General features: G+C 59.4%; 15 protein-coding genes, 1 tRNA gene, 2 rRNA genes and 1 pseudogene (1 of these 19 only partly in view). 10 read left to right on the forward strand and 9 right to left on the reverse strand.

Translation table 11 applies throughout. The features are described from left to right. The 3 genes from CO657_RS20535 to CO657_RS20545 all read left to right on the forward strand — a co-directional run. A 23S ribosomal RNA gene (locus CO657_RS20535) occupies positions 1–1,489 on the forward strand (it extends 1,389 nt beyond the left edge of the window). Positions 1,490–1,684: 195 nt separating this feature from the next. After that, positions 1,685–1,799: ribosomal RNA gene (gene rrf, locus CO657_RS20540) — 5S ribosomal RNA — on the forward strand. Between the two features lie 121 nt (positions 1,800–1,920). After that, positions 1,921–1,997, forward strand: a tRNA-Met gene (locus CO657_RS20545). Between the two features lie 95 nt (positions 1,998–2,092). On the opposite strand, the gene CO657_RS20550 is transcribed toward CO657_RS20545, so the two are convergent. The 7 genes from CO657_RS20550 to CO657_RS20580 all read right to left on the reverse strand — a co-directional run bounded on the left by CO657_RS20550 (position 2,093) and on the right by CO657_RS20580 (position 14,998). After that, positions 2,093–5,473 carry a DEAD/DEAH box helicase gene (locus CO657_RS20550; protein WP_054182248.1) on the reverse strand — a complete coding sequence of 1,127 codons (3,381 nt, stop codon included), beginning with the start codon at positions 5,471–5,473 and terminating at the stop codon, positions 2,093–2,095. 131 nt (positions 5,474–5,604) lie between these two features. Then, positions 5,605–7,257, reverse strand: a complete 1,653-nt coding sequence (locus CO657_RS20555; protein ID WP_054182274.1) for a GNAT family N-acetyltransferase — start codon at positions 7,255–7,257, stop codon at positions 5,605–5,607. A gap of 259 nt (positions 7,258–7,516) precedes the next feature. Then, the gene (locus CO657_RS20560; RefSeq protein ID WP_003589459.1) at positions 7,517–8,008 is read right to left on the reverse strand and encodes a hypothetical protein; all 492 of its coding nucleotides are present in this window, start codon (positions 8,006–8,008) and stop codon (positions 7,517–7,519) included. 98 nt (positions 8,009–8,106) lie between these two features. Beyond that, entirely contained in the window at positions 8,107–9,456 is a 1,350-nt protein-coding gene (locus CO657_RS20565) for an HlyD family type I secretion periplasmic adaptor subunit (protein WP_054182247.1), read from the reverse strand. A gap of 5 nt (positions 9,457–9,461) precedes the next feature. Beyond that, positions 9,462–11,795: a type I secretion system permease/ATPase gene (locus CO657_RS20570; protein ID WP_054182246.1), complete on the reverse strand. Its 2,334-nt coding sequence runs from the start codon at positions 11,793–11,795 to the stop codon at positions 9,462–9,464. A 25-nt stretch (positions 11,796–11,820) separates the two neighbouring features. After that, the gene (locus CO657_RS20575) at positions 11,821–13,890 is read right to left on the reverse strand and encodes a hypothetical protein (protein ID WP_054182273.1); all 2,070 of its coding nucleotides are present in this window, start codon (positions 13,888–13,890) and stop codon (positions 11,821–11,823) included. 139 nt (positions 13,891–14,029) lie between these two features. Next, positions 14,030–14,998: a hypothetical protein gene (locus CO657_RS20580; RefSeq protein ID WP_054182245.1), complete on the reverse strand. Its 969-nt coding sequence runs from the start codon at positions 14,996–14,998 to the stop codon at positions 14,030–14,032. 822 nt (positions 14,999–15,820) lie between these two features. Between CO657_RS20580 and CO657_RS20590 the strand changes: the two genes are divergently transcribed. Continuing rightward, positions 15,821–16,603: a helix-turn-helix transcriptional regulator gene (locus CO657_RS20590; RefSeq protein ID WP_012559437.1), complete on the forward strand. Its 783-nt coding sequence runs from the start codon at positions 15,821–15,823 to the stop codon at positions 16,601–16,603. 184 nt (positions 16,604–16,787) lie between these two features. On the opposite strand, the gene CO657_RS20595 is transcribed toward CO657_RS20590, so the two are convergent. Continuing rightward, positions 16,788–17,108 carry a hypothetical protein gene (locus tag CO657_RS20595; RefSeq protein WP_054182244.1) on the reverse strand — a complete coding sequence of 107 codons (321 nt, stop codon included), beginning with the start codon at positions 17,106–17,108 and terminating at the stop codon, positions 16,788–16,790. A gap of 399 nt (positions 17,109–17,507) precedes the next feature. Here CO657_RS20595 and CO657_RS20600 point away from each other — a divergent pair, with 399 nt between their 5' ends. The 5 genes and pseudogenes from CO657_RS20600 (at position 17,508) to CO657_RS20620 (ending at position 22,937) form a co-directional block, all read left to right on the forward strand. Beyond that, positions 17,508–18,545, forward strand: a complete 1,038-nt coding sequence (locus tag CO657_RS20600; RefSeq protein WP_054182243.1) for a UDP-glucuronic acid decarboxylase family protein — start codon at positions 17,508–17,510, stop codon at positions 18,543–18,545. 1 nt (position 18,546) lies between these two features. Beyond that, positions 18,547–19,530, forward strand: coding sequence for a UDP-glucose 4-epimerase GalE (gene galE / locus CO657_RS20605; protein WP_054182242.1), 984 nt, complete (start codon positions 18,547–18,549; stop codon positions 19,528–19,530). After that, positions 19,527–21,395 (forward strand): glycosyltransferase family 2 protein, encoded by a 1,869-nt coding sequence (locus CO657_RS20610; RefSeq protein ID WP_054182241.1) that lies wholly within the window; start codon positions 19,527–19,529, stop codon positions 21,393–21,395. Before galE ends, CO657_RS20610 begins: the two co-directional genes overlap by 4 nt. A gap of 37 nt (positions 21,396–21,432) precedes the next feature. Beyond that, positions 21,433–21,965 (forward strand): annotated as a pseudogene (locus tag CO657_RS20615) (DUF995 domain-containing protein). 3 nt (positions 21,966–21,968) lie between these two features. Further along, positions 21,969–22,937 carry a glycoside hydrolase family 26 protein gene (locus tag CO657_RS20620; protein ID WP_054182239.1) on the forward strand — a complete coding sequence of 323 codons (969 nt, stop codon included), beginning with the start codon at positions 21,969–21,971 and terminating at the stop codon, positions 22,935–22,937. A gap of 170 nt (positions 22,938–23,107) precedes the next feature. Here CO657_RS20620 and CO657_RS20625 read toward each other — a convergent pair whose 3' ends face one another. Then, positions 23,108–24,394 carry an ABC transporter substrate-binding protein gene (locus CO657_RS20625; RefSeq protein ID WP_054182238.1) on the reverse strand — a complete coding sequence of 429 codons (1,287 nt, stop codon included), beginning with the start codon at positions 24,392–24,394 and terminating at the stop codon, positions 23,108–23,110. 145 nt (positions 24,395–24,539) lie between these two features. Here CO657_RS20625 and CO657_RS20630 point away from each other — a divergent pair, with 145 nt between their 5' ends. Beyond that, positions 24,540–25,589 (forward strand): LacI family DNA-binding transcriptional regulator, encoded by a 1,050-nt coding sequence (locus CO657_RS20630; RefSeq protein ID WP_054182237.1) that lies wholly within the window; start codon positions 24,540–24,542, stop codon positions 25,587–25,589. Positions 25,590–25,593: the final 4 nt, after the last annotated feature.

Below are 25,593 nucleotides of genomic sequence, written 5' to 3' on the forward strand. Positions count from 1 at the left end.
GATAAAGAGGGTGAGAGACCCTCTCGCCGAAAGACCAAGGGTTCCTGCTTAAAGTTAATCTGAGCAGGGTTAGCCGGCCCCTAAGGCGAGGCAGAAATGCGTAGTCGATGGGAACCACGTTAATATTCGTGGGCCTGGTGGTAGTGACGGATTGCACAAGTTGTTCTGGTTTATTGGATTATCAGGGCAGCGGAGCGGTTCCAGGAAATAGCTCCACCGTATAGACCGTACCCGAAACCGACACAGGTGGTCAGGTAGAGTATACCAAGGCGCTTGAGAGAACTATGTTGAAGGAACTCGGCAAATTGCACGCGTAACTTCGGAAGAAGCGTGACCCCATTTTACGCAAGTATGATGGGGTGGCACAGACCAGGGGGTAGCGACTGTTTATCAAAAACACAGGGCTCTGCGAAGTCGCAAGACGACGTATAGGGTCTGACGCCTGCCCGGTGCTGGAAGGTTAAGAGGAGAGGTGCAAGCTTTGAATCGAAGCCCCAGTAAACGGCGGCCGTAACTATAACGGTCCTAAGGTAGCGAAATTCCTTGTCGGGTAAGTTCCGACCTGCACGAATGGCGTAACGACTTCCCCGCTGTCTCCAACATAGACTCAGTGAAATTGAATTCCCCGTGAAGATGCGGGGTTCCTGCGGTCAGACGGAAAGACCCCGTGCACCTTTACTATAGCTTTACACTGGCATTCGTGTCGGCATGTGTAGGATAGGTGGTAGGCTTTGAAGCGGGGACGCCAGTTTCCGTGGAGCCATCCTTGAAATACCACCCTTATCGTCATGGATGTCTAACCGCGGCCCGTCATCCGGGTCCGGGACAGTGTATGGTGGGTAGTTTGACTGGGGCGGTCGCCTCCGAAAGAGTAACGGAGGCGCGCGATGGTGGGCTCAGACCGGTCGGAAATCGGTCGTCGAGTGCAATGGCATAAGCCCGCCTGACTGCGAGACTGACAAGTCGAGCAGAGACGAAAGTCGGTCATAGTGATCCGGTGGTCCCGCGTGGAAGGGCCATCGCTCAACGGATAAAAGGTACGCCGGGGATAACAGGCTGATGACCCCCAAGAGTCCATATCGACGGGGTTGTTTGGCACCTCGATGTCGGCTCATCGCATCCTGGGGCTGGAGCAGGTCCCAAGGGTTTGGCTGTTCGCCAATTAAAGCGGTACGTGAGCTGGGTTCAGAACGTCGTGAGACAGTTCGGTCCCTATCTGCCGTGGGTGTAGGAATATTGACAGGATCTGTCCCTAGTACGAGAGGACCGGGATGGACATATCTCTGGTGGACCTGTTGTCCTGCCAAGGGCATAGCAGGGTAGCTATATATGGACGGGATAACCGCTGAAGGCATCTAAGCGGGAAACCCACCTGAAAACGAGTATTCCCTATCAGAGCCGTGGAAGACGACCACGTTGATAGGCCGGGTGTGGAAGTGCGGCAACGCATGAAGCTTACCGGTACTAATAGCTCGATCGGCTTGATCGTTCTCATTGACTGTGCTCATCAGCCAAAGGCTGATGAAGTGAATAGGCAAGAGGCAGTAGGAACAACTACAGCCTTCGCCCATCACAAGCATCAAAGACGTGTTCAAAAAAACGATGACAATAGTCACTGCTGCCTAATGGCTGCTGACTATTGCCTCATCCCCAGCTTCTCAAACATAAAGTTGCGCTTTGCCGACCTGGTGGTTATGGCGGGGTGGCTGCACCCGTTCCCTTTCCGAACACGGCCGTGAAACGCCCCTGCGCCCATGGTACTTCGTCTTAAGACGCGGGAGAGTAGGTCGCTGCCAGGTCTGCAAAGCGCAACTTTAAATCTTCTCAGAACAATTCTAACGGCAAACGCCGTCAAAAGGCCGCTCACAAAGCGGCCTTTCGTGTTACAATACTTCAGCAAGTCCAAACGACTTGCGCTGGCGCGGGGTGGAGCAGCCCGGTAGCTCGTCAGGCTCATAACCTGAAGGCCGCAGGTTCAAATCCTGCCCCCGCAACCAAACTTCCCATAACTCAATACCTCAAAACCCGCCTCATGGCGGGTTTTGGCGTTTCTGGGAGCCGTCACGGGATTCAGCCCGCGGCAGCGCTGTCCTTAGTCCAGCCCATTCCGGGCCAGGAATTCTGCTGCCTTCATCGTCTCCAAGGCATTCGCTGTCTCCCTGAAGTACGGCAAAGTCTGCCAGAGACTGCGGCCGCCGACGATATAGAAGCGGCGCTTGGCGCGTGTCAGCGCCACGTTCAGGAGATTCGGTTTCGATGCGGCCCAGGCTGCGGCTCCGCTATGCCAGGCATCGGCGCCGAGCACCATGAAAACAATGTCTTCCTCCTTGCCCTGGAAGGTATGGACCGTGCCTATCCGCTCCCGCAGCCATCGGGACAACCGCAATGGAGGAGACCGCATATTTCCGAGCGGATCGACCCATGGCGCATGGGCCAGAGCCTGCCTCAGGTTGTTTTTGATCTCTTTGAAGGGCGAGATGATGTAGAGGTCCGGCAATGCGCCGTCGCGGCGATAGGTGGCAGTGAGGACGTCGACGATGAAGCCCGTCTGTTCGGCAACCGTCTGTTTGCCCGATACCCTGCCTCTGATGTCAATCCAGGCGCTGTCGCCATAAAATGGCGGCGCGTCTCCGGCGGGCCGGCGCTTTTCCAGCCCGAATACCATCTTGTTCTGATAGGCGATCCGGTTGGCAAGACCGAACATCGGATCGATGCAGCGCCGATGCACCCGGAGAGGGGAGCCGATCCAAAGCCCGTCCGCTTCCTCGCCGGGGACGGTCGTTCCATAGCGGTTGGCGGCATCGGCGAGCATCTGCACCGACGCCCGGTTCGGCGAATATTGCCCCGCCGCCGTGTGGGTTGAGAGCGCCGAAGCGGCGGTGATCAGCGCGCTGGGAAGGATAAAGACCGGCTCGATCTGCTGCGGATCGCCGATCGCCATGACGCGGCGCCCCCGCAACAGGGCCCCGACCGCCGCCTGCGGCACCGCCTGACCGGCTTCGTCGATGAAGACCCAGCCGATCGAACCGGCGCCCAGCCGGTGGAATTGCCGGGCGAAGGAGGCGAATGTCGTCGAGACGATGGGAACGATCATGAAAAGGCTCTGCCAGATCAATGAAATGTGCTCGTCATCGACGGGACTGTTGTTGGACAGCAGTTTGCTGATGGCGACGATGTTTCCGCCAAAACCTCCGCCCTTCCTGCCAACCTCCGCCAGCCATGCTTCGTGCAGCGTCAATGCCGCTTCCAGCAATGCCGACCGCAGACCCGCCAACTCGTCCTGATGCCAGAGACCGTCGACCTGGAACCGGTCGGTCTCGAGATCGGCAAGCCGTTCGGGTATGGCGGGATGGCCGAACACCTCCCCTAGACGGTCGAATTCCTCTCTTTTCCTCTCCCAGATTTTCTGCCGTGACCGCAGTGCCTGTTCGGCCCGCTCATATTCTCGCAAAGCCTGTTCCCGCGGAGGCCCATGGATCTTCGCAAGATGCCGCTCGCATTCCGCCAGCGCCTTGCGCAATTTCAGCTGCCGGCGCGCATTGGCGCCGACATCCTGCCGGTGCTGGCGGGCGGGGCTGCTCGGCATCACCCGCTCCCACCAGGCAGGCGCGCTGCGGTCGAGCAGCTGTTCCTCTTCCTTCAGATGCGACAACTCTTCCTTGATCTGGAGCATTTCGGCCGCAACCCTATCGCAGCGCTCCTGCGTGCCCTGAAGGTCGGCGGCGGCAGCCGCGACCCGTTCAAGCGCGTCGCGGCAGAATGCATCCTGCGAGACCCGCACGATGTCGTCATGGAGATCGGCATAACGTGCATATTGACCGATCTTCTCGCGAACCCGGTCGTCGGCGGCACGAAAGGCCGACGCTGCTTCGGCGAAGTTCGGCCCCTCGTAGCTCTCTCGCCATTGCCAGATCGTCTGCGGCTTGGCCGCGCCGGACCAGCCGGGGTTCGGCCTTTCGGGGATTTCCATGAAGGCGAAACGTTCCTTGAAGGCTCGCCGGTTTCTGGAGTTGCCGAGCGCACACGCGATCAGCCCCCATGGGCGGTCGCCGTCGGAGAGCTTGACGGCGGCGCCATTGTCCTTTTGGCAAGCGATCTTGTGCGCGACCGTCTGCAGATATTGGAGGGACGACGTCCTGGCGATCGCGCTTCGCTTGGGAAGGTCGCGCGAGATATTCTCCACCGCGGCATTGTTGGAAGAGGCGACGACCATTTCGAAACCGGTAAGGGCCGGGATCAGCGCCGAGATCGAGGCGGTGCTGCGGTCTGCGAAGATGGCGCGGCGCGGCGATCCGTCAAAGGCATCGCGCGCCGTCTTCAAGGAGGAGAGCACCCGGGCGCGCTTAACGATATTATCCGCGAACATGTCGCGAAGCAGGGTGGTCTTTCCCGTTCCCGGTGGGCCGTTGACCGAGAAAAGTCCGGTTTCCGAAAGCTCGCCGATGGCCGAATTGATCGCGAATTGCTGCATGAGGCTCATCGCGTGCTGAGGTTCGCTGAGCCAGCGTCCGCGGTTGAGATTTCCGGGATGCAAGGCCCGAACGATCGCCTTGCGCCCATCCTCCGAATAGAGGTCGATCCGCTTCTCCGGGGCAAGCGGGGTGAGATATCGCCTGAGCGGCTCGGGAATATCACCCTGTTTGACGCGCATCATCGCCCCCTCGATATCCTCGATGAAGAAGCTGTTCAGGATACCGATCTCTTCCTCGGCGCTTGCGCTCTCATCCTCCTCATCGTCGGCATCGGGCGGATGGCTTTCCGGCTGCGGTGGCAGCGAGAGGATTTCGGGCCTTTCCGCCCTGTCTTTGTAGCGTATTTCGACCGCGGCGATCGGCTTCTCCTGATGCGCGGCGAAGCTCGCCCAATCGCAGAGCAATTCATGCAGCGTCAGAATTTCGCCGGCATCGAGCGGCTGATCGGCGCCGTCGTCGAAGGATGAGGATCTCAGCTGTCGCTGCGCCCGAAAATTCTGAAGCACTTCCGTCAGCTGTCGCTTGCCCTCGGCAAATGCCTCGTGGCTGAGCGAGGAGAGGCCGGATTTGCGTACCCGTCCCAGAGCCCATGGAAGCGTGGAAACGGAAAATGTTTCGAAGATCGGCTGCCCCAGGGGTGTCAGCTGCATGCTGGCAAAACAGGTATCGCCGTCTAGATCGCCGCGTTCGGCATCCTCATATTCGGCGATACCGGCCGCAGCGCTATCGAAGTGCCTGCGGACAGCGGTAATTTCGGATTTGCCGAAAACGCCGAGGAACAGGGTAAAACCCGTGATCTGCTTCTCCGCGGGGACTGCTGGACGGCTGAGCGCGGCACTGTCATCCTCGAGCGTCCTTGCATGCAGCCAGAAGACACTTCGCCCTTCACCTGCGACGATACGGCTGGAGAGATCGTAGGGAATGAAGAACTCGATCTTGTGCCAGAAATCGAGAATGGCCAGAAGCCGTTCCCTTTCGGCGCCATCTGCATTGGTCTGCATGAGGTTCCACTGAGGCGTTGCAAATTAGGCTTGCGCCTCTATTAACAACGATCGCCGCTCGAAATCAAAGACCATGGCGGCTTCGCTGCCAGGAACCGCCGCAACGCATTGTCGCCGCCGGCAGGTATTCGTCAGTGCAGACGCGGCCGGCGTCGCTCGCTGAGCTGCCAGCCCCGGTTCCAGCGGGCGATGGTCTCGGACACGACATCGGTCTTGTGAGGCGTGGGTTCGGCGCTCGCCTGGATCCGTTCGAGGGCGGCATTTGCCTTGGCAACATAGTCGAGTGCGGCCGGATCGTCCGAATGCACGTCCCGGATCGCGGCGAAAGCAGCTTCCGCCTCGGCCAGCCGTTTACCGGCAACAAGGGCAATGCCACGCTTGTAATGCGCCTGGATCAGATGCGGCCCGACCTCGCCGACCAGGCGGAACGTCTCGGCGGCCTGGTCGTATTGATGCAAAGCAAGCTGCGTGTCGCCAAGCCGCATCCGGATCGGTGTCGGATCGGGCGCTTGTTCGGCGAGCGCCTTATAGGCAGCCAGTGCCTCCGTCAGCTTGCCCCGGTCGAACAGCAGATTGGCGAGGCCAAATCCCGCGCCGGTATGGCCTGGAGCCGATTGCAAGACCTGGTTGAAGACGATCTCCGCTCTCCCGCGGGCGCCGTTGCGGTACATGTCGAGCGCCTGCTCATAGACGAAGCGAATGCTGCGCGGGTTGAGCGCGCCATGCAGATTCTGGCCATTGCGGGTGCGGAAGAGCGTGCAGCTGATGTGTCGTTCCTCGACCCCGAACATATATTTATAGGGCTCGTTTCCGCGCAGGAAGTCATAGGTCTTGAAGCCCTGTTCGATCGCCCGCCGGATGCAGTAACCGTGCAGGATGAGACCGGGAGACGGCGTCTTCCAGTTTTCGTCGCGGCCGGTGATGTAGAAGAGGATCGCCTTCTTCTGCCGGTCGACGATATTCGCCAGCGCGCCGAGCGGCTGGTCGCCATACCAGAAGACCGGTACCTCGAGATTGCCGTTGTTGAAGCAGTCCATCAGCATTTCGCGGGTGGTGATGATCAGCCGCTCGGTCCGCTCCGCGCCTTTGCGGGCGCTCCACTTGGTCCGCCAGAGATCGAAGAGGATGTCCAGGTCGCGATGGATAGTCTCGGGTGTCGCCATCGTGATGCGGTAGAGATCGCCGCCTTCGACCTTGCGCAGGAACCGGCGGAGCTTCTGGCGCGTCTGGCTGCTCATGCGCTGTTCGAGATAGTGGTCGAAGCTTGCCGGCAGGGAAACGATCGGGCAGATCGTATTGTCGATGTTCTCATTGTTTTTGGGCGAGCTGTCGCGAAACATCACCTCCGGCCCCCGCAGCGCCTCGATCATCTTTTCGTGCCGCCCGGCAGGGCCGCTGAAATATTCGAGCTTCAGGTCGGTCCAGTTCTGATGTTTGATAAACGAGGCAAAGCCGGCAATGGCATGATGTTCGTAATCCGGCCTGACGATGAAGCCGGTATAATCGGCCGCAAAATTCCCGGCCATGATGATCTCGTCGTAGAAGAGCCCGGTCTTTTCGTTCAGATGCGTGATGAGGCGTAGGGGAAAAAAAGCAACGTAGGGTGAATCGGGATCGCGTTCGCGAAGGGCGAGTATGAACCAGCGGCGCCGGCGGGACAGATAATTCTTCAGCCAGATCCAGGAGAGGAAATGCTGCGCGTCGGGATCGTCCATGAAGACCTGATCCCAGTTGTCGCGCACCGCCTCCAACCCGGCAACGGTGTCGATGATGTCTATGCGCATGGCCGCCCCCAATACCCCATACGTTACTCGGGAGCTTTTCATTCTAAGGGGAAAAACCGATCTTCAAATAAACCATCCGGATGATTTTCAGGGCTTAATTATGATTAGTTCTGAGCCGGCAAATAACCCAGAATCTGGATATGTTTCTGCTAAATAATTCAATCACATAGAGTTGCGCAATTTGTAGGGAACGCGACGCTTCAATATAGGCCGCCCAAGCTGTCCAAAGTTCGGCCACCCACCATACATAAGGATTAGATCAGAGCTCGCCGGAGATCCGCGGGCTCGCATGAATAAAGGCCCAGAGTGTCCGGCTGATGGCGACGATCTCGGCGATCGACTTCTCCAAATGGTCGATCTCGCGCGCATCCATCTGCTCGATCTTGCCGTAGCGGATCTCCTTGTCGTCCTCGACCAGTCGCATCAATTGTGTGCTCGAGATCTCTCCCTTCTCGTCGAAGGAATAAATGCAATGATTGTATTTGTTGCGGGTCTTGGATTCCTTCTTCAGCCGCGCCATGGCTGAAAGAATCGCTTTCCGGTCGGAAGGCGGGGTCGAAGCGAGCTTCGCAAGCCGTTCGATGAGATCCATCCGCGCACGGGTCGTGTTGAGGGTCAGGAACACGACGATTGCCGCATCTTTTTCGACCCGGAGCAGATGGGCAATGATGTAGATCAGCAGGCTTTCGGTATTCGTCCAGACATAGTTCAGGCGCCCGACCCGCAGCAGGACATCCGACATCGCCGCCATGTTCGCCCTTTCTTCCCCGGAGGGGACGATCCATCCCGAAGGGATGATAGATTACCGACACCATATTACGGACCGCCGTCGTTTGCCCGATCGCGCGGTCAGCGTTCCTTGAATGCCCGGGACATGCTGTCCGTGATTGGTTTGCTGATATATTCGAAAAAGGTGCGTTCTGACGTCTGGATCAGCACTTCGGCCGGCATGCCTGGAACCGGATGGAAATTATGCACCCGCGCAATCTCGGAATCCGGTATTGCGACGCGAACGATATAGACGTCCTTGACCGAGAGGCCCGCATTCTCCTCGATCGAATCGGCCGAGACGTAAAAGACCTTGCCCTCTAGAACCGGCGTCGTCCGCCGATTGAGCGCCGTCAGCCTGACCGATGCCATTTCTCCCTCGCGCAGCTGGTCGATGGAGGTTCGCAGCACCTGCGCCTCCAGGATCAGCGGCACATGCGCCGGCAGGATTTCCATGATCGGCTTGCCCGTGGTGATGACGCCGCCGGCGGTATGAAAATAGGAGCGTACGACGGTTCCCGACACCGGTGAACGGATGGTGGTGCGCTCGAGCACGCCTGCAGCCTCGCGCATCTGTTCGCGTACGCTGTCGAGATCGGATTCGGCGGTCTCGAGCGCGTCGAGTGCCGCCTGCTTGTTGGAGTTGACGGCGATGACGGCTTCCTGGCGGAATTTGGCGATCTCTGCCTCGCTCTCGTTGATCTCGCCGTTCAGGCGCGCAATGTCGCCCATGGCATCGGCGATCGCCCGCTCGATCGCCAAGAGATCCGTCTTGCGCATATAGCCGACCTTGACCAGCCGGGCCTTGGAGTCGCGTTCCTCTGTCAGCAGCGATAGCTGCCTTTCGAAAGATTCTTTTTGGCCGGTATAACCGGCGAAACGGTATTCCAGCGATTGGATGTTTTTCTCGATCAGATTGAGCTGCTCTTCGAGCTTGATCTGCTTGCTGTGGAAGACGATGTTCTGGCTCTGGATGATCGCATTGATGTCCGGGTCGCCCGCCTCTTTCGTCACGATAGCGGGAAGCTGGAATTCCTGCAGACCCTGCGCCTCGGCGCGAAGCCTCGAGACGACGGCTTCCAGGCGCAGGCGGCGAAGCTGCAGCATCCGCTCATTCGAGCGAGAGGCGGTTGGATCGAGGGTCAGCAAAATATCGCCTTCCCTCACAGTATCACCCTCGCTGACGCGCATCTCCTTGATGATGCCGCCTTCCAGATGCTGGACGATCTTGTTGTTGCCGGTCGCAACGAAACTTCCCTGGGCGATGACAGCCGAGGCAAGCGGCGCCGTTGCGGCCCAAAAGCCGAACCCTCCGAACGAAGTGAAGAGAACCGTCAGGCCGACGATGCTGTGCATCCGGATCGAGCGCGGTACATCGCTGTACCATTCGAGCTGCACCGGACCGGCGGTCTCCTGTTGTTTCCGTGCCATAGCCTTCACCCTTCGATGCGCGGTGCTTGTTGACCGTTATTGCTGTTATTCTTCGAAAGCGCCTGCAGCACCTCGATCCGCTCCCCGAACATGGCGACAGTGCCGTCCTTGAGCACCAGGATCTTGTCGACGCATTGGAGCAGGGCAGGACGCTGGGTGATCGTCACGGTGGTGATGCCCTGCTTTTTGGCATGGATCAGCGCCTTGGCAAGGGCTGCCTCACCCTGTGTATCGAGGTTCGAATTCGGCTCGTCGAGGACGACGAATTTGGGATTGCCGAAGAAGGCGCGGGCAAGCGCGATGCGCTGCTTCTGGCCGCCCGAAAGCGGAGCGCCGTCGGCCGCGACAATGGTCTCGTAGCCCTGCGGGAAACCCGCGATGAGCTCGTGCACGTCGGCCAGCACCGCGGCCTCGTAGATCTGGTGATCTTCGATGTCGTCGCGCATGCGGCAGATATTCGCCTTGATCGTGCCGGGAAAGAGCTGCACGTCCTGCGGCAGATAGCCGATGCTTTCGCCGAACTGGCGCTGGTCCCAGTTTCGCAGATCCATCAGGTCAAGGCGCACATTTCCCGATGTGGGCACGATCGAGCCGACGAGCATCTTGCCGAGCGTCGTCTTGCCGGAGCCGGAATTGCCGATGACCGCCAGCGATTCGCCCTTCTTGAGGGAGAAGGAAATGCCGTTGAGAATGACCTTCTTCTGCGGCGGCGGCACGAACAGAATGCGTTCGACATCAAGCCGGCCTTCCGGATTGGGAAGGCGCAGGCGCGGGAAGTTCAACGGCGAGTTCAAAAGCAGGCCCTTGATCCTGGAATAGGCGGCTGCTGACCGGTTGAACTGGTGCCAGCCTTCGATGGCGCCCTCGATCGGCGCCAGTGCGCGTCCCGAGATGATCGAAGAGGCAATTACCATGCCGCCGGTCAGCTCACCGGAAAGCGACAGATGCGCGCCCCAGCCGAGCAGAGTGATCTGGGTGATCATGCGGCAGGCCTTCGATATGCCGGAGAAGATGATGTTGCGGTCCTGCGCCTCGACCTGCGATTTCAGCGAGCCCGCCGTTTCCCGGCCCCACATCTTCACGGCCTCGGGGATCATCGCCATTGCGTTGATGATCTGCGAATTGCGCGACATGGAATCCAGGTGGAAATTCGCCCGGCTGAGATAGCTGTTGGATTCGGCAAATTGCCGGGCGGTGAATTTCTGGTTCAGATAGGCGATGAAGAATAGCACCGCGCAGCAGGTCATGATGATGATACCGAGATGCGGATGCACGAAATAGACGACGACGACGAAGAACGGCATCAGCGGCGCGTCGAGAAACGCAATGAGCGTGCCGGATGTCAGGAAACCACGCAGCAGCTGCAGGTCCTGGAGTGTCTGATAGTCTTTGCCGCTGCCATGCAGCGAGGCCCGCGCCGCAGCGCTGAGGATCGGTGCGCCGAGCTGCACTTCGAGTTCCACCGCGGTGCGCATCAGGATAAAGCGCCTGACCGTATCCATGAAGGCCTGAAGCAGGACGGCGCCGAGCACGGCGATCGAGAGCATGACGAGCGTATCGATCGAGCGGCTGGTCAGCACCCTGTCGGATATCTGGAAGAGGTAGAGCGGGATCGCCAGCAGAAGCACGTTGATGGCGATCGTGAACATCATGACGACCACCATGTTGCGCCGTACTGCCCCCATGCCGCGCGAGAGGCTGGCGGCGAAATTCACAGGCTCGCTGCGCTTGTGAAAACCGCCGCCACTTCCCCCGCCCCCGCCCCCGCCGCCCCCGGGATCGGAATGCTTGCCATTTCCGCCTCCGCCGGTGCGCAGACGCCTGTCGGTTTCGCTGACCGGGCCGCTGTCGCCTTCGATGGTCTTGGCGAAAGGCATCGTCGGGCTCGATTTAAGCTCGATTTTCTCTTTCGGCAGTTCGGGCGCCGCCCGCGCCTCGATCGGCGATGGGGCGGATGCCTCCGCCAGTTTTGCTTCCACCGGTTTTGTTGGCGCCGGACCTTGCATCACGGCGGCGGGAGCCTCCGGTTCTGCATTCCAGGCTTTCAGTGAGGCTTCCAGCGTCACCGTCTTTTGCGGGAGGGGTGCCTGCACCGTGGCTGCGCGCGCCATATCGGCAACGTCGCTTGCTGCAACATCGGCCGGCGCTTTGCTGCGATCGGAAGACGCAGACGAAGCGGCGGCGCCGGTGAGCCGACGAAGGTTCTCGACGGCTTCGTCGATCGCAGAGATGCACAGATCGTTCCTCGCCGCTTCCGAGGGCGCAGCGGAGGGAATATTGCCTGACCTCAAATCGAGGGCGCTGCCCGCTGCAAAGACTTGTTTCGAAATCTGGTTCATCGTGATTCTCTCACAGTCCTTAGGGTCACGCGACCACGGCTTGCATGACGTCGGCGGGATGCGCCGACGACCATGAAAGGTCATGCCCTGCATTGATTACGCCATCGGCAGAATCGCCGGCCGCCGGATCATCGTCGTTGAGAAAGGCGATGACTTCGTTGGCGAGCCTGTCGTCTGCCTGGTGCGGCTGGGTCGTGTCATGCTCTACCAGCCCGCCCTGAATGAGGATGGCGTCCGAGTAGAGCTGGCCTGCCAGATAGGTCGTCTGGCCGAAACTGTCATAATCGATGATCTCGGCGATATTGACGACCGCATTACTGCCGGTGTCGATCGTGACCGTTGCATCGGGATTGTTCTTCAGAAGCGTCGATGCGGCCTGGGTCACATCATCGGAATCGCCGAGGATGCTGACCTGCTTTATGACAGTCATGTCGTAGAGATTGCCGGTAATGTAGAGCACGTTGAGGCCGGCATAGCCTTGGAAATTCACATCGAAGGACAGCCCTTCCGGCATGTTGGGATCGCGGTCTTCGATGGCTTTCTGGGTCTCGACCATATAGTCCGGCATCGCCTCGAACGGGCTGCCCGTGCCGACATTGTGAATAGAGGCGAAATTCCAGATCAGGTTGTCGCTGGTCTCGATGTCGGCGCCGGGATCGGCGCTGTCTTCCGCCCGCACCCAGTCATTGTCGTAGAGCAGCGAGATCTGCGTGATGCTGTTGATGTCGAGCACATTGCCGCCGATGATCACCAGATCATATTGCATGCCCATCCCGAAAAAGGAGGACAAGTTGATGGAGGTATTGCCGCCTGTCAGAACCGTGGTTTCGGATCCCGAGGTGGTGACCGTCATCGTGTCGTTGTCGCTGACGAAGTGATACTGCTCGACCCACTGGACGAAGGAGACATCGCCGTCGATGACACTGACGCGCCAGCTGGTCGGGAACGTCGGATCGGCAGCATCGGTTTCGGCGTGGCTCGATGCTTCGAAGGTGCTTTGCTGGAAGACGGCGATATTCTTGGCGACCGTCCCGGCCTCCTCGGCCGAGTGCGCGGATGCGCGCAGCGCCGAGGCGATCTCGTCATTATCGCTATAGACAAAGGATTGGGAAACCGCGTCAACCTGATGGTAGTCGCCCATGACAGCGGTGACCGAGGTGATGACGGCGGTATTGATCACCGAGGCGACGTTGACGACGAAGTTCGCCCCGGCGGTCACCTCAAGGTTGTTGCCGCTCGGGTCGGTCTGCTCAACGGATGAATTGCTGTCGTCCGGCTCCTCCGGGATCTTCGCGAGACCGCGGTCGGGCAGGAAGTCATCGAGAACAGGGATCTCGGCCTCGATCTTGCCGTTGACGTAAACGGGACCGTTGACCTCGGGATCGAGGCGGATGAAATCATGCGTGGCGTCGGTGCTTGGCGGCGTTGCGCCACTGCTCTCGCTATCCTCGCCTTGGACATTCTCGGCATCCTGGGCATCGCGGGCAGTCTGGATGTAGCTTTCCAGATCCTGGGCGATTTTCAGGACGCCGTCATAGCTGTCGGTTCGGTGGAGATCCGAAAAAGGCGTGAAGACTTCGGCCTTGGTGCCGAACTCCGCCAGCCGTTCGCTGACGAAACTCGTGTCCCGGGCAGCATGAATGCCGTCCGTCATGTCGAGATAGTCGTCGTCGTAAAGCACGTTGACCTGAAGGACGTGACTGATCGCCGAACCGGGGCCGGCAAAGACATTCAATTCCGGCTCATTCGAGAGCACGATATCCGTGGGCGAGCCGAAATGCGGTAACGGTATGTCCCTTGCGGCAATTGCTGCCAGCTTCTCGATGCTCTCTTCGAAGACGCGGCCCAAATGACGCGACGGACCGAATTCGATCTCGTAACTGCCGCCTTTGTAGATGATCCCGGGATCGTAGTCCTTGAGCTGGAGATTGGAAGTGAAGGCCGCGGTAAACGCGTCCTGATCCGACAGAACCGGCCCATCTTCGCCGGCTCCTGCGCCTTCGGCATATTTGGTGCGCGCCCTGATCTCTTCAGTGGTCATCTCGAAGAGACCGATGAAGTGCGCAATGATTTCCGAAATCTTCTCGATATGCATGGTTCGGCCCTCCCATTCGAAATGACGATCGGCCTTTAAAGCGGCCCCGCCGGGAGCCATGGTCGTCAAACCGTTTTCAAACAGTCGAACTGCACCGGCGCCGGCCGGTGCAGTTCGTCTTGGTGGCTGGAGGTCAGTGTCAGGTGCCGGTATCCTCGCCGACGTCGGAGACATGAGAATTGCCGCCAATGACGCTGGAGTCGACGGTGTTGCTGAGCAGGTTCGCGCCCTGAACGAGCTCGAGGTGGAAGCCGGAATTGGCAAGGATCGCCGAAGCATCGGCCGTGCTCGAGCCGGTGGCGTCGTCGCCGGCCTTGAGATCCCAGCCCCTGCCGTCCATTTCCATGCCTTCCGCGCTATCGGCGGTGCCGGCGTTGGCGTTTAGGTGGTTCTGGGCGCCTTCGTTCTCCATCTTGATGTTCCAGGCGCTGTCCTGGTCGGCCAGATGGTTTGCCTGAACGGCGCTGAAGCCGCTGTCATTGCCCGCGCCGGACAGCGAGTCGTTCAGAATGCTGTCGACGTCGAGCGTGAAGGAGAAGTCGTCGCCGAGGTTGAAGGTGAGGTCGTGGCCGGCAACGCCGAGGTTGTCGAAATCCTTGACGTCCTCGATGACGGCGAAGTCGGTGTCCGTCTTGTTGAAGCTGTCAGCGGTATTGTTGCTGTCGGAAACCGTCTTGGTGTCGGTATCGGTAATGGTCTTGATATCGGTGTCGGTCACGGTCTTCGTATCGGTGTCCGTAATCGTCTTGGTGTCGTTGTCGCTGTACGACTTGCTGTCATAGCTCCAGTCGTAGTCGGTTTTGGTATCGGTGATCGTCGTGGTCTTGGTGCTCGTGTCGTCGTCGGACTTGTAGCTCCAGTCGTAGTCGTTATCGCGGTTGTCGCCATTGTTGGCGGAGAGTTCGGCTTTGACGTCGACGTCGACGCTGTTGTCGGTATTGTCACGATTGTCGCCATTGGCGACGCCACCGACATAACCTGTCGAGCTGTCGTCGACTTCAGTTGAATTGATAGCGCTGTTGGCAAAGCCGTCGGCCAGCGCCCCGACCTTCGTGATTTCGGTTACGTCGCCCGATGGTTTCGGGTCGTGTTTATAGGCGTCAGACATCAAAATCTCTCCAGAAAAAAACCGGAGCAGCTTTTCGAAATCCCTCTCATCTCAAATGGGATTTTGCTCGCGCTCGCTCCGATGCGGTTAACATCGGCAGATGTATTCGGTACCAGTCATCTGCAGCTTCATCGCGATTTGTTCGTCAAACCGTTGGTATTGGGACCGCACGTACTCAGTACAAGGCCGCACATATCCAGCTCCGCATCCTGACGAGGATGAGGAGTATTCAGGCTTTATTGTCGTTGATTTGCCCTAAATGGATGCCACGTACCAAAAACACACGCCGATACCTGGATCGTCCATGCCGCCACTTCGGCGACGATCACAGATTGCTGGAAAAAATGCGGAGCCGATAGATATCAATTCGGGTTAAGGCAGATTGACCACCTTCGTCTAGCCCCTGTCGCTGGAGCAATGGGACGTCTGACGGGGTATTGCCGAGCGACGAGAGTAAGACTTGCAGCGCTCGCCGCCAGGTTGAGTGGCGCCATTCGACGGTTGTTCGGCCGATATCCGCTAGAGGACGAAAATATAACAATCTGTACTCAAATATTACATCGGGCTCTGATCTATATTGGGAGCAAATTTAACCTCGAAGTACACATCACAGTAAAAATACAACCAAAGCTTAGTATATTGTTGTTTTTCGCCCGCTAAAACTAATCACTTTGGGCCATTTCCTTCCTTCTCAATCCGTATTAACATAATTAAGAAATGTCTAAAAAATAAGGCGGTGACATCCGGGGCCGGCATTTCATACTATTGAATACCCGCCATCGCTCCACGTTTGAGTAAAGTGTAACGCTAGGGGAGGCGTATATGTTCATGACAGGCTCAGAGACGGAGAATTCTGACCAGGGACGGAAGTTGGAGTCATCGAGAAATACTATACTAGTGGTCGCCAAGGCGGATCTGTTTTCCGAATGCATGGTAGAAGCGCTGGCGAAGAAATTTCCGAATTGTGAGGTGTCAAGCATAACGAGCACAAAGCCGATGCTGGACAAGGATGCCAACGATATAAAGCTTGTTTTATTCTATCATATACCTGCGCCCGAGCTTCATGAAGCGCTGCAGGCTGCGCGCGAAAATCACCCGGAAACATCCGTCGGACTCGTCGTCGAAGCGATCGACATGCTCGAACCCTATGTCAGTCGCCTGGTGGAGGCAAGGATCATCGATGGCGTCCTGCCGCTCAACCTGCGGCTCGATGTCTTCATGGCCGCGGTCGATCTGCTGATGAAGGGTGGCGAACATTTTCCGTCAGCCCTTCTCAATCGCCTCACCAACAAGAACACCCCGCTGGAGCCTTCGCTCTATCAGACAAAATCGGTCGATGCGGCGCGCACCAATGCGCTGAAGCTGAGACGCGACAGCATCTCCTCCTTGACCACGCGCGAGGTTCAGATCCTGGACCTCATATGCAAGGGCACGCAAAACAAGATCATTGCCGACAAGCTGCATCTTTCCGAAAACACCGTGAAGGTTCACGTCCGCAACATCTACAAGAAGATGAACGTCCGAAACCGCACGGAAGCTGCATCCCGTTTCTTCAACGAGCATCCCGCCGGCGAGGACGACATGTCCGGCCGCTGGCGCAACTGATCCAGAGCAAGTCCGGCAAAATTGCCGAGCGCTTTTGCCAGGCAAAGCACAAAGCGCATTTGCCGGGAATGGCGTGAAAACAAGAAGATTGAGCATCTTCGTGAACCGAAGAAAAACGCAAATACTCTCGCGCGCCGCGCGGCCATTCAGACGCGCAAACAAGGCCGTCGCACTGACTGCTGCGTCAGATCGACGGACGTGCGAAGCAGCGCGACTTCTGTCCGAAGCCGCTGGGAGAGCAGATATAAGGCGCTGAGCCGTGATAGGCGACGCGAACCGTCGATGTAGCCGGGCGTTCGGGCCGATTTGCCGGATAGGCGTAGGCTTTTGCAACGCGCGGGGCCTCGACCACGACAACGTTCTTTTTCGCGACGGCGGCTATGTCGTCGTTCACGACGGTACAGGCCGTTGTCCCGATCGCAAAAAGCGTCGTTCCCCCGGCAAACATAGCAAGATGAAATAGACGCCAGCCTTTCGGCTGCGCTGCAGCTTGTTTTTTCAACATGGCCAAAACCCCTCGCATATGGCGCTTCCGGATGCAAGGCCGGCCGTGCGGTTCAGCCCGGCCGATCTTCCCCGTTACTTCTAGATCAGCTGCATTGAGTGAAGCTTGAGCGCGGTCTGGACACTCGTTCTAAGGGTAAAATGGATAGAAAATGATTAATCATTTGTTACTTCAAAGAATAGTTGCGTAATTATTTTGAGTACTTGGAATTTTTAAAGTTGACCTTATCCGCAATCGTCTTATCATTTTAATAGTAATTCAGTTGTTCTAAGAATAACTCAAAAGTTATTCATGTTGAGATAGTCAGTACAGAGTCGGTACAATGAATATCCAACAGGATAAGGGCGGCATGAAGTGCTTAACTAAAACAAAAGACTAAAACATGGGAAGGAGTTTGTAATGCGTAGTTTCGTTCCCAGCGAAGGATATTCCGAAGTGACAGACATGCCGGTGCGCAAGGAGTTGGGCACCGCTCTTGTGAATGGCGGGGCCGGTTTCCTCGGCTCGCATCTCTGCGAAAGGCTTCTGCAGCGCGGCCACCGAGTCATCTGCCTCGATAATTTTTCGACCGGGCGCCGCGTGAATGTCGATCACCTCGCATCGAACGCCCGTTTTCAGCTCGTCGAGCACGATGTTCGCCAACCCTTCGATATCGAAGCGTCGCTGATCTTCAACTTCGCCTCACCAGCTTCTCCGCCCGACTATCAGCGGGATCCTGTCGGCACATTGCTCACCAACGTGCTTGGCGCCGTCAACACCCTGGATTGCGCCCGCAAGACCGGTGCGGTCGTCGTTCAGTCGTCGACGTCGGAAGTCTATGGCGACCCGAACCAGAGCCCGCAGCAGGAATCCTATTGCGGCAATGTCAACCCGATCGGACCGCGGGCCTGTTACGACGAAGGCAAACGCAGCGCCGAGACCCTGTTTTTCGATTATCACAGGACGTACGGCGTCGACATCAAGGTCGGCCGCATCTTCAACACCTATGGGCCGCGCATGCGCCTGGATGACGGCCGCGTCGTCTCCAATTTCATCGTACAGGCTTTGCGCAATGCAGATCTGACGATCTATGGCGACGGTCAGCAGACCCGCTCTTTCTGCTATGTCGACGATCTCGTCGAGGGCTTCCTGCGTTTCTCGGCCGCCGGCAACACCTGCCATGGCCCGATCAACCTCGGCAATCCGGCCGAGATCACCGTTCGGCGCCTGGCGGAGATCGTTCGCGACCTCACCAATTCGCGCTCACAGATCGTTCATCTGCCGGCGGTCACCGACGACCCCCGCCAGCGGCGGCCGGATATTTCCCGGGCCATGGCCGATCTGGGCTGGCAGCCCTGCATCGGGCTTGAAACCGGCCTGGCGCGCACCGTCGATTATTTCGACGGCTTGCTTACTGGCGCAAAGAAGGCCGGCGCCGAGAAGGCGGAGGTCGTATGAGATGCCCCGCTACATTCTGGTTACCGGCGGCGCCGGTTTCATAGGCAGTCATATCTGCAAAACGCTGTCGCGTGCCGGCATGGTCCCGGTCACCTACGACAATCTCTCGACGGGGCATGCCGACAGTGTCCGCTGGGGACCGCTCATCCGGGCGGACCTCGCCGATGCCGCCACGCTGCGCCGGACCCTTGCCGAGTTTTCGCCCGATTGCGTCATCCATTGCGGCGCCAATGCCTATGTCGGCGAATCCGTCGAGATGCCCAGGAAATATTACCGCAACAACGTCGTCGGCAGCCTGACGCTGCTTGAGGCCTGCCTCGACCAGGATATCGACCGGATCGTCTTTTCGAGCAGCTGCGCCACCTATGGCGTCCCTGCCTCGTTGCCGATACGCGAGGAAACTCCAAAGCACCCGGTCAATCCGTACGGCCGCACTAAGCTGATCTTCGAGATGGCGCTCGAGGACTTTGCCGCCGCCTATGGCGTCCGTTTCGCTGCGCTGCGCTATTTCAACGCGGCCGGCGCCGATCCGGAGGGCGAGCTTGCCGAGCGCCACCAGCCAGAAACCCATCTCATTCCCCGCGCCCTTCTCGCTGCCGCCGGCAGGCTGGAGCGGCTCGATGTCTTCGGCACCGATTATCCCACAGAAGACGGAACCTGTGTGCGTGACTATATTCATGTCAGCGATCTCGCCCAGGCGCATCTTGCCGCCGTCAATCACCTGATGGCCGACGGCGATTCGCTCAGCGTCAATCTCGGCTCCGGCCGCGGCACCTCGGTGCGCCAGATCCTCGAAGCCATCTATCGCGCGACCGGCCGTGAAGTTCCCGTCCGCTATCGTCCCCGCCGGGCCGGCGACCCGCCGATCCTCTTTGCCGACACGGCAAAAGCCACGGCGGAACTCGGCTTCGCGCCCGCTCTCTCCGATATCGATACGATCATCCGCACCGCCGGTCCCACGTTCGGGCTGGAGATGAAGGCATGAGCATCGGTTCGGAAATCGGTCATCGCGCCAGGTCGGCGAAAGCCGCCTCCGCGAATGCATTCGATGCTGTCTTCGCCGGCTGGAGCCGCGTCGTTTACGGTTTCGGCATCCTCTGCTGGCTGGCGGCACTCGGCTATTTCTGGATCTGGTGGTGCCAGTCGGCTCACATCATTTCCTGGACGGCTTTCGTGCTCATTACCCTCGTGCTGGGCTGGATTACGCTTGTGCCGGCCTATTTCATCCTGATCTTCCTCGATGCGAGAACGGTCAGCCCCCAGGCGCGGCTGCCGGAAGGGCGGGTGGCGATGGTGGTCACCAAGGCGCCATCCGAGCCCTTTGCCGTGGTCCGCGCAACACTGCGGGCGATGCTCGATCAGATCGGCGTCGATTTCGATGTGTGGCTGGCCGACGAAGATCCTTCACAGGAAACCCGGCGCTGGTGTGCGGAGCACGGCGTGCTGATCTCCACCCGAAAGGGCGTGCCGGAATATCATCGCGCCACCTGGCCGCGCCGGACGCGCTGCAAGGAAGGCAATCTCGCCTATTTCTACGATCACTTCGGCTATGCGCGTTACGATTTCGTCGCCCAGTTCGATGCCGATCATGTGCCGACGCCGACCTATCTCCGTGAGGTCCTGCGTCCCTTCGCTGACCCTGGCATCGGTTATGTCTCGGCGCCCAGCATCTGCGATGCCAATGCGGCTGCGAGCTGGGCCGCGCGCGGCAGGCTCTATGCCGAAGCCAGCCTGCACGGTTCGCTGCAGACGGGTTACAATAATGGCTGGGCGCCACTTTGCATCGGCTCGCATTATGCCGTTCGCACCTCAGCGCTTCGTCAGATCGGTGGCCTCGGCCCGGAACTTGCCGAAGACCATTCGACGACGCTGATGATGAATGCCGGCGGCTGGCGTGGCGTGCATGCTGTCGATGCGATCGCCCATGGCGACGGCCCGGCGAATTTTGCCGATCTTGTCGTCCAGGAATTCCAGTGGTCGCGCAGCCTCGTCACCATTCTGCTGCAGCATTCCGGCCGTTACATCGAGCATCTGCCGTGGCGGCTGAAATTTCAGTTCGTGTTCTCGCAGCTGTGGTATCCGCTCTTTTCCGCTTTCATGGCCGTCATGTTCCTGCTGCCGGTTGCCGCCTTGCTGACGGGCCATGTCTTCGTCAACGTCACCTATCCGGATTTCCTGCTGCATTTCGCACCGATATCGGTCGTGCTGACGCTGTTTTCCGTGTTCTGGCGGGCGACGGGAACTTTCAGGCCGTATGATGCGAAACTGTTCGGCTGGGAAGGGCTCGCCTTCATCTTCCTGCGCTGGCCGTGGTCGCTCGCCGGCAGCCTGGCCGCCATGCGCGATCGTATCTCCGGCTCCTTCGTCGATTTCCGCATCACGCCGAAGGGACAGCAGCAGCAGCATTCTCTGCCGCTGCGCGTCGTCGCGCCCTATATCGCGCTCGCCGGGCTATGCGCCGTCGCCATGGCGCTCGCCAGCAAGGCCGCTGCCGCCCAGGGCTTCTACATCTTCGCCGCGATGAATCTGTCGATCTATCTGTCGCTGACGGTGCTGATCGTTGTTCGCCATGCAATAGAGAACGGTCTGCCGCTGCTGCCGCAATCGCACGGGCTGCGGCTCGCGACCGCCATGGGGCTCGCCATCTGGGTTACCGGCGGCATGCAACTGGGCGGCCATGGCCTCCGCAGCCTCGAAGCCCTTTCCCATGGCCAGCCATTCGTCAGCTTCACCGAAACGCAATTTGCCGTGGCCGGCGCCGGGTTGGGCGGCGGCAAGACCAAGATCACGAAATTCCGTCTCAAATGGAATGGGTTCGGCAACATGGGGCGGGACCAACAGGGTGTCTGAGCCGGCGGAACCGGCAAGTGTCGAACAGGAGGAAGTAATGCGTATCGGATCGAAACTTTATGGAGCAGCCCTTGCTCTCAGCCTGTGTCTGCCGGTGGCGGCACAGTGCGCCGAGGCAGCCGGCAAGATGGCGCCGACGGCGACGTCGACGCCGCTCAGCGCCTATGAGCTCTACCGCATCTACGGCGACAAGACCTGGATCTGGAACACCGGCGGTGGCCGTTTCTTGGACGACGGCCGGCGTTTCGTCGCCTGGGTGGACGACAAGGGCAAGCAATCCTTTGCCGAAGGCAAATGGGTGGTCGACGATCTCGGTCAGCTCTGCATGCGCGCCACCTGGACGAATGCCGAAGGTGCAGCCCGCGCCAGCACCTGTTTCGGCCATCGCAAGATCGGCAACACGATCTATCAGCGGCGCCAGCCGGATGGCAATTGGTACGTCTTCCGTCATGCGTCGGTGCGCGGGGATGACGAGTTTCGCAAGCTCGTTCCCATGGATTCGGTCAGCGACAAGGCGCGCGACCTGAAGCAGGTCCTGCTGAGCAGGAAGTAGCCCGAAAAGGAGGGTGAGCCATGAAGAAGCTGATGAAAAAGAACCTCTCCACCGCAGCGATCGCGCTACTCCTGCTGTGTGCCGCCGATATGCCCGGCCGAAGCGAGATGCAATATGCGGGCATAGCCCCGAACCCGGCAGCAAGCGTCAAGACGATCATCGATAAACGCCCCGAACTTCATGCCGACGGCATCAAGTTCGGTGCCTACGATCCGCATGGCGATTTCGGCGCACAATCGAATGTCGCGACCGAAGCGCTGTTTCTGCCCTGGGAAGACGTCGATCTGGAGACGTTGCGCGTCGCCGATGCCTACGCCCAGGCCAGAGGCCGCAATCTGCTGATCACCGTGGAGCCGTGGTCCTGGGACGTCGACTGGCGGCTGACATCCAACCAGCTTCGCCAAAAGGTTCTGCGTGGCGATTACGATGTCAATATGCGGGCGATCGCGCAGATGATATCCCAGCTGAAAAGCCCGGTGATCGTCCGCTGGGGCCAGGAGATGGAGGACAAGTCTGGGCGGTTTTCGTGGTCCGGGTGGAACCCGCGGGACTATATCGCCGCCTACAAGCGGATGATGGATATCGTCCGGCAGGAGGCGCCTGGCACTCAGATCATGTGGTCGCCGAAGGGCGAGCCGGGCTTGCAGGACTACTATCCCGGTGACGATTATGTCGATCTCGTCGGGCTCTCGGTCTTCGGCGTCGAACGTTACGACGAGCTTGCATACGACAAGCATCGGACGTTCTCCGAAGCGCTGAAGCAGGGTTACGATCTCGTCGCCGGCTACGGCAAGCCGATCTGGGTGGCGGAGCTCGGCTATCAAGGCAGCGACGCCTATGTCAGGCCCTGGATCGAAACCGCGACGCTGAAACAGAGCGCCTTTCCGAACTTGGAGGAAGTCGTCTATTTCAACGATCGGGATGTGCATGCCTGGCCGTTCGATCTCGGCCGGCCGGACTGGCGCGTGGTCGATAGCGTCAGCAACTGATCCCACAAAACAAGGAGAGGTCCGCCGGGGTTCGCGGGCCTCTCCTCGCAGGTTAAAGCATGGCGCGCGATATGATCACGACGCGCTTTAGCTCTTTGTTTACGCATGTCGCTTCGCGCTTTGCTTGGGAACCGCTGCACAGTTTTGCGCGACATGCTTCAGGCGATCGCTCATCCTTTGAGTGTCGCCTTACCCTCTTCGACGAGCCGGGTCGCTGCATCGGCCGGCGAAATCCGTTCGAAAGCGAGTTCGTCACAGATCGGGCGCAGGACGCGCTGGTCGAACTGGGTTGCGCCCATCGGAACGGGCGGCGGATATTCGCCGACCTGATCTTTCAGAAGATTGACGTATTTGACCGTTTCCTGCTCCGTCGGGTTGAGGTGGGGCAGAATGGCTTCACGCACGGTCGGCGACATCGGCACGCCGCGCTCGACGCCGAGGATCTTGCCGGCCTCGATATCGTTGACGAAGAAGTCGATGAATTTCGCGGCCGCTTCACCGTTCTTCGTCGTGGCGCCGAGACTCCAGATCAGCGCAGGACGGTAGTAGTGGCCGGAGGGTCCGCCCTTCTTTTCCCGCGGCAGCATGGTGATGCCGAGCTTGTTCTTGATGATCAGCTGGTAGCCGACCATCTGGTTGGAATAGGCCATGCCCATCACCGATTTACCGACACCGAGGCTATTGGTGTCGATGGTGTTCTGATCGAGCGTCTGCACATCGGCGGCAACGGTGCCGCCCGCCTTGCGCAGCTTCTCCCAATAGTCGAACCATTCGGTGGCATCGTCGGCCGTGAAGCCGAGCCCGACGGTTTCCTTTGCAAAAAGGCTCTTGCCGCGCTGGCGCAGCCAGGCGTCGAACACATAGGCGTAGCGGGCCGCATAGGGGCCTCCGCTCTTGCCGGAAGACTTTGTGAGTTCGACGGCGAGCTTGGCATACTCATCCCAGGTAAGGTCGGGTGTCGGCAGCGGGATGCCGGCCTTTTCGAATTCGACCGTGTCGAAAAACATCGAGAAGGAGTTGAGGCCGAGGCCGACACCATAGAGTTTGCCGTCGATGGTGGTCAGTTTCAGCATGTCGGCGCCGAAGGACTGGACCTTCAGCGTCGAGGGGACGAATTCGTCGAGCGGCAGGCAGGCGCCGCGCTTGGAATAATCGGAGATCGTTCCCGGCTCGAGCTGGAAGATGTCGGCGATCGAGCGCCCGGCCATCTGCGTTGCGAGCTTGGTCCAGTAGCCGTCGCCGGATAGCGATTCACCGACGATCGTGACGCCGGGTGTCTTCGATTGATAGAGCTTGGCGACATCGAGCGTGCGCTTGGCGCGGTCGTTCGAACCCCACCACATGGCGCGCAGCGAGGTGTCCTCGGCAAAAGCCGGAATGGCGCTTCCCGCGCCAAAGGCGAGGCCGGCGGCTGCTCCGGCTGATCCCATCAGAAATGAACGGCGGTTGACCTGCATGATATCCTCCTTGCCCCTATATGCCCGCTGCCATCCTCCAATGGCGTTCGCGAGCAATTCGTCACAAAGAGTACGCAAAAAAATAATTATTGCAAGAAATAATGATTATCTTGCAAATTTGCATAACTTGCATAGACTTTGGCCCATGAATGAAGAAAAAATTGGGAACGAACAGAAAATCAGACGGCCGCGCCAGGCCGATATCGCCACATTGGCAGGCGTCTCCGTCTCGACGGTGTCGCGGGTGCTCGCCAACGAGCCCGGCATCAGCGACACCGTGCGCCGCCAGATCTTGAAAGTGGCCGCCGAGCACGGCTATCCCGTCAAGTCTGCGACGGAAGCCGTTGCCGGCGGGCTGGCGCTGATCGCCAGCGATGGCGTCACCGGCGGCCTAAGCGTCTTTTACGAAGCGATCGTCGACGGCTTGCGCGCCGGCGCTGCCGAAGCGGGCATGCCCTTCGAAATCCGCATGGTCCGCGAGGATCGCACAACGCCGGATGCCGTGCGCGACTATATGCGGGCAGCGAGCGCCGAAGGTCTCTTTCTGGTCGGCATCGATCCGAACGAGATGCTGCGCGCCTGGCTGCTGGACGGCATGACGCCGGCGGTACTCGTCAATGGTACCGATCCGATGATGCAGTTGGACGGCGTTTCGCCGGCTAATTTCTTCGGCGCCTATCAGGCGACCAGCCGATTGATGAAAGCCGGCCACCGCCGCATCCTGCATCTGAGCGGGTCTCACCGCCATACGATCCGGGAGCGCATCCGCGGTTTCGAGGCGGCGATCGCCGCCGTTTCCGGCGCCGAGGGCCGTTTCGTCGATCTCGCGCTGCAGGGCAGCGCCAGCGGCGAAGCCCATGAACGCACGGCTGCGATCCTTGCTGAAAATGCCGGTTTTACCGCCGCCTTCTGCATGAATGATTTCATCGCCGTCGGCGTGCTCGAAGCCGTCACCGAAGCCGGTCTGCGTGTGCCGGAGGATTTCGCCATCGTCGGCTTCGATGATCTGCCCTGCGCGCTGATGACAAACCCGCAGCTTTCCACCATGCGCGTCGACCGTGCCGCCCTCGGGCGCGAGGCCATCTCGCTGATGCTGTCCCGTTTCCGCAACAGGACGGCGCCGGCGCGCCACATTTGCCAGGCGGTCATTCCCGTTCCGGGAGGGACCGTTCCGAACGCTGAAACCCGTGAGTGATGCC

Source organism: Rhizobium acidisoli (assembly GCF_002531755.2).
GTDB classification, from domain to species: Bacteria; Pseudomonadota; Alphaproteobacteria; order Rhizobiales; family Rhizobiaceae; genus Rhizobium; species Rhizobium acidisoli.

Excerpts from the sequence above, each read along its gene's own strand:
- CO657_RS20550 (WP_054182248.1), bottom strand. The coding sequence starts at position 5,473 with ATGCAGACCAATGCAGATGGCGCCGAAAGGGAACGGCTTCTGGCCATT.
- CO657_RS20555 (WP_054182274.1), bottom strand. The coding sequence starts at position 7,257 with ATGCGCATAGACATCATCGACACCGTTGCCGGGTTGGAGGCGGTGCGC.
- CO657_RS20560 (WP_003589459.1), bottom strand. The coding sequence starts at position 8,008 with ATGGCGGCGATGTCGGATGTCCTGCTGCGGGTCGGGCGCCTGAACTAT.
- CO657_RS20565 (WP_054182247.1), bottom strand. The coding sequence starts at position 9,456 with ATGGCACGGAAACAACAGGAGACCGCCGGTCCGGTGCAGCTCGAATGG.
- CO657_RS20570 (WP_054182246.1), bottom strand. The coding sequence starts at position 11,795 with ATGAACCAGATTTCGAAACAAGTCTTTGCAGCGGGCAGCGCCCTCGAT.
- CO657_RS20575 (WP_054182273.1), bottom strand. The coding sequence starts at position 13,890 with ATGCATATCGAGAAGATTTCGGAAATCATTGCGCACTTCATCGGTCTC.
- CO657_RS20580 (WP_054182245.1), bottom strand. The coding sequence starts at position 14,998 with ATGTCTGACGCCTATAAACACGACCCGAAACCATCGGGCGACGTAACC.
- CO657_RS20590 (WP_012559437.1), top strand. The coding sequence starts at position 15,821 with ATGTTCATGACAGGCTCAGAGACGGAGAATTCTGACCAGGGACGGAAG.
- CO657_RS20595 (WP_054182244.1), bottom strand. The coding sequence starts at position 17,108 with ATGTTGAAAAAACAAGCTGCAGCGCAGCCGAAAGGCTGGCGTCTATTT.
- CO657_RS20600 (WP_054182243.1), top strand. The coding sequence starts at position 17,508 with ATGCGTAGTTTCGTTCCCAGCGAAGGATATTCCGAAGTGACAGACATG.
- galE (WP_054182242.1), top strand. The coding sequence starts at position 18,547 with ATGCCCCGCTACATTCTGGTTACCGGCGGCGCCGGTTTCATAGGCAGT.
- CO657_RS20610 (WP_054182241.1), top strand. The coding sequence starts at position 19,527 with ATGAGCATCGGTTCGGAAATCGGTCATCGCGCCAGGTCGGCGAAAGCC.
- CO657_RS20620 (WP_054182239.1), top strand. The coding sequence starts at position 21,969 with ATGAAGAAGCTGATGAAAAAGAACCTCTCCACCGCAGCGATCGCGCTA.
- CO657_RS20625 (WP_054182238.1), bottom strand. The coding sequence starts at position 24,394 with ATGCAGGTCAACCGCCGTTCATTTCTGATGGGATCAGCCGGAGCAGCC.
- CO657_RS20630 (WP_054182237.1), top strand. The coding sequence starts at position 24,540 with ATGAATGAAGAAAAAATTGGGAACGAACAGAAAATCAGACGGCCGCGC.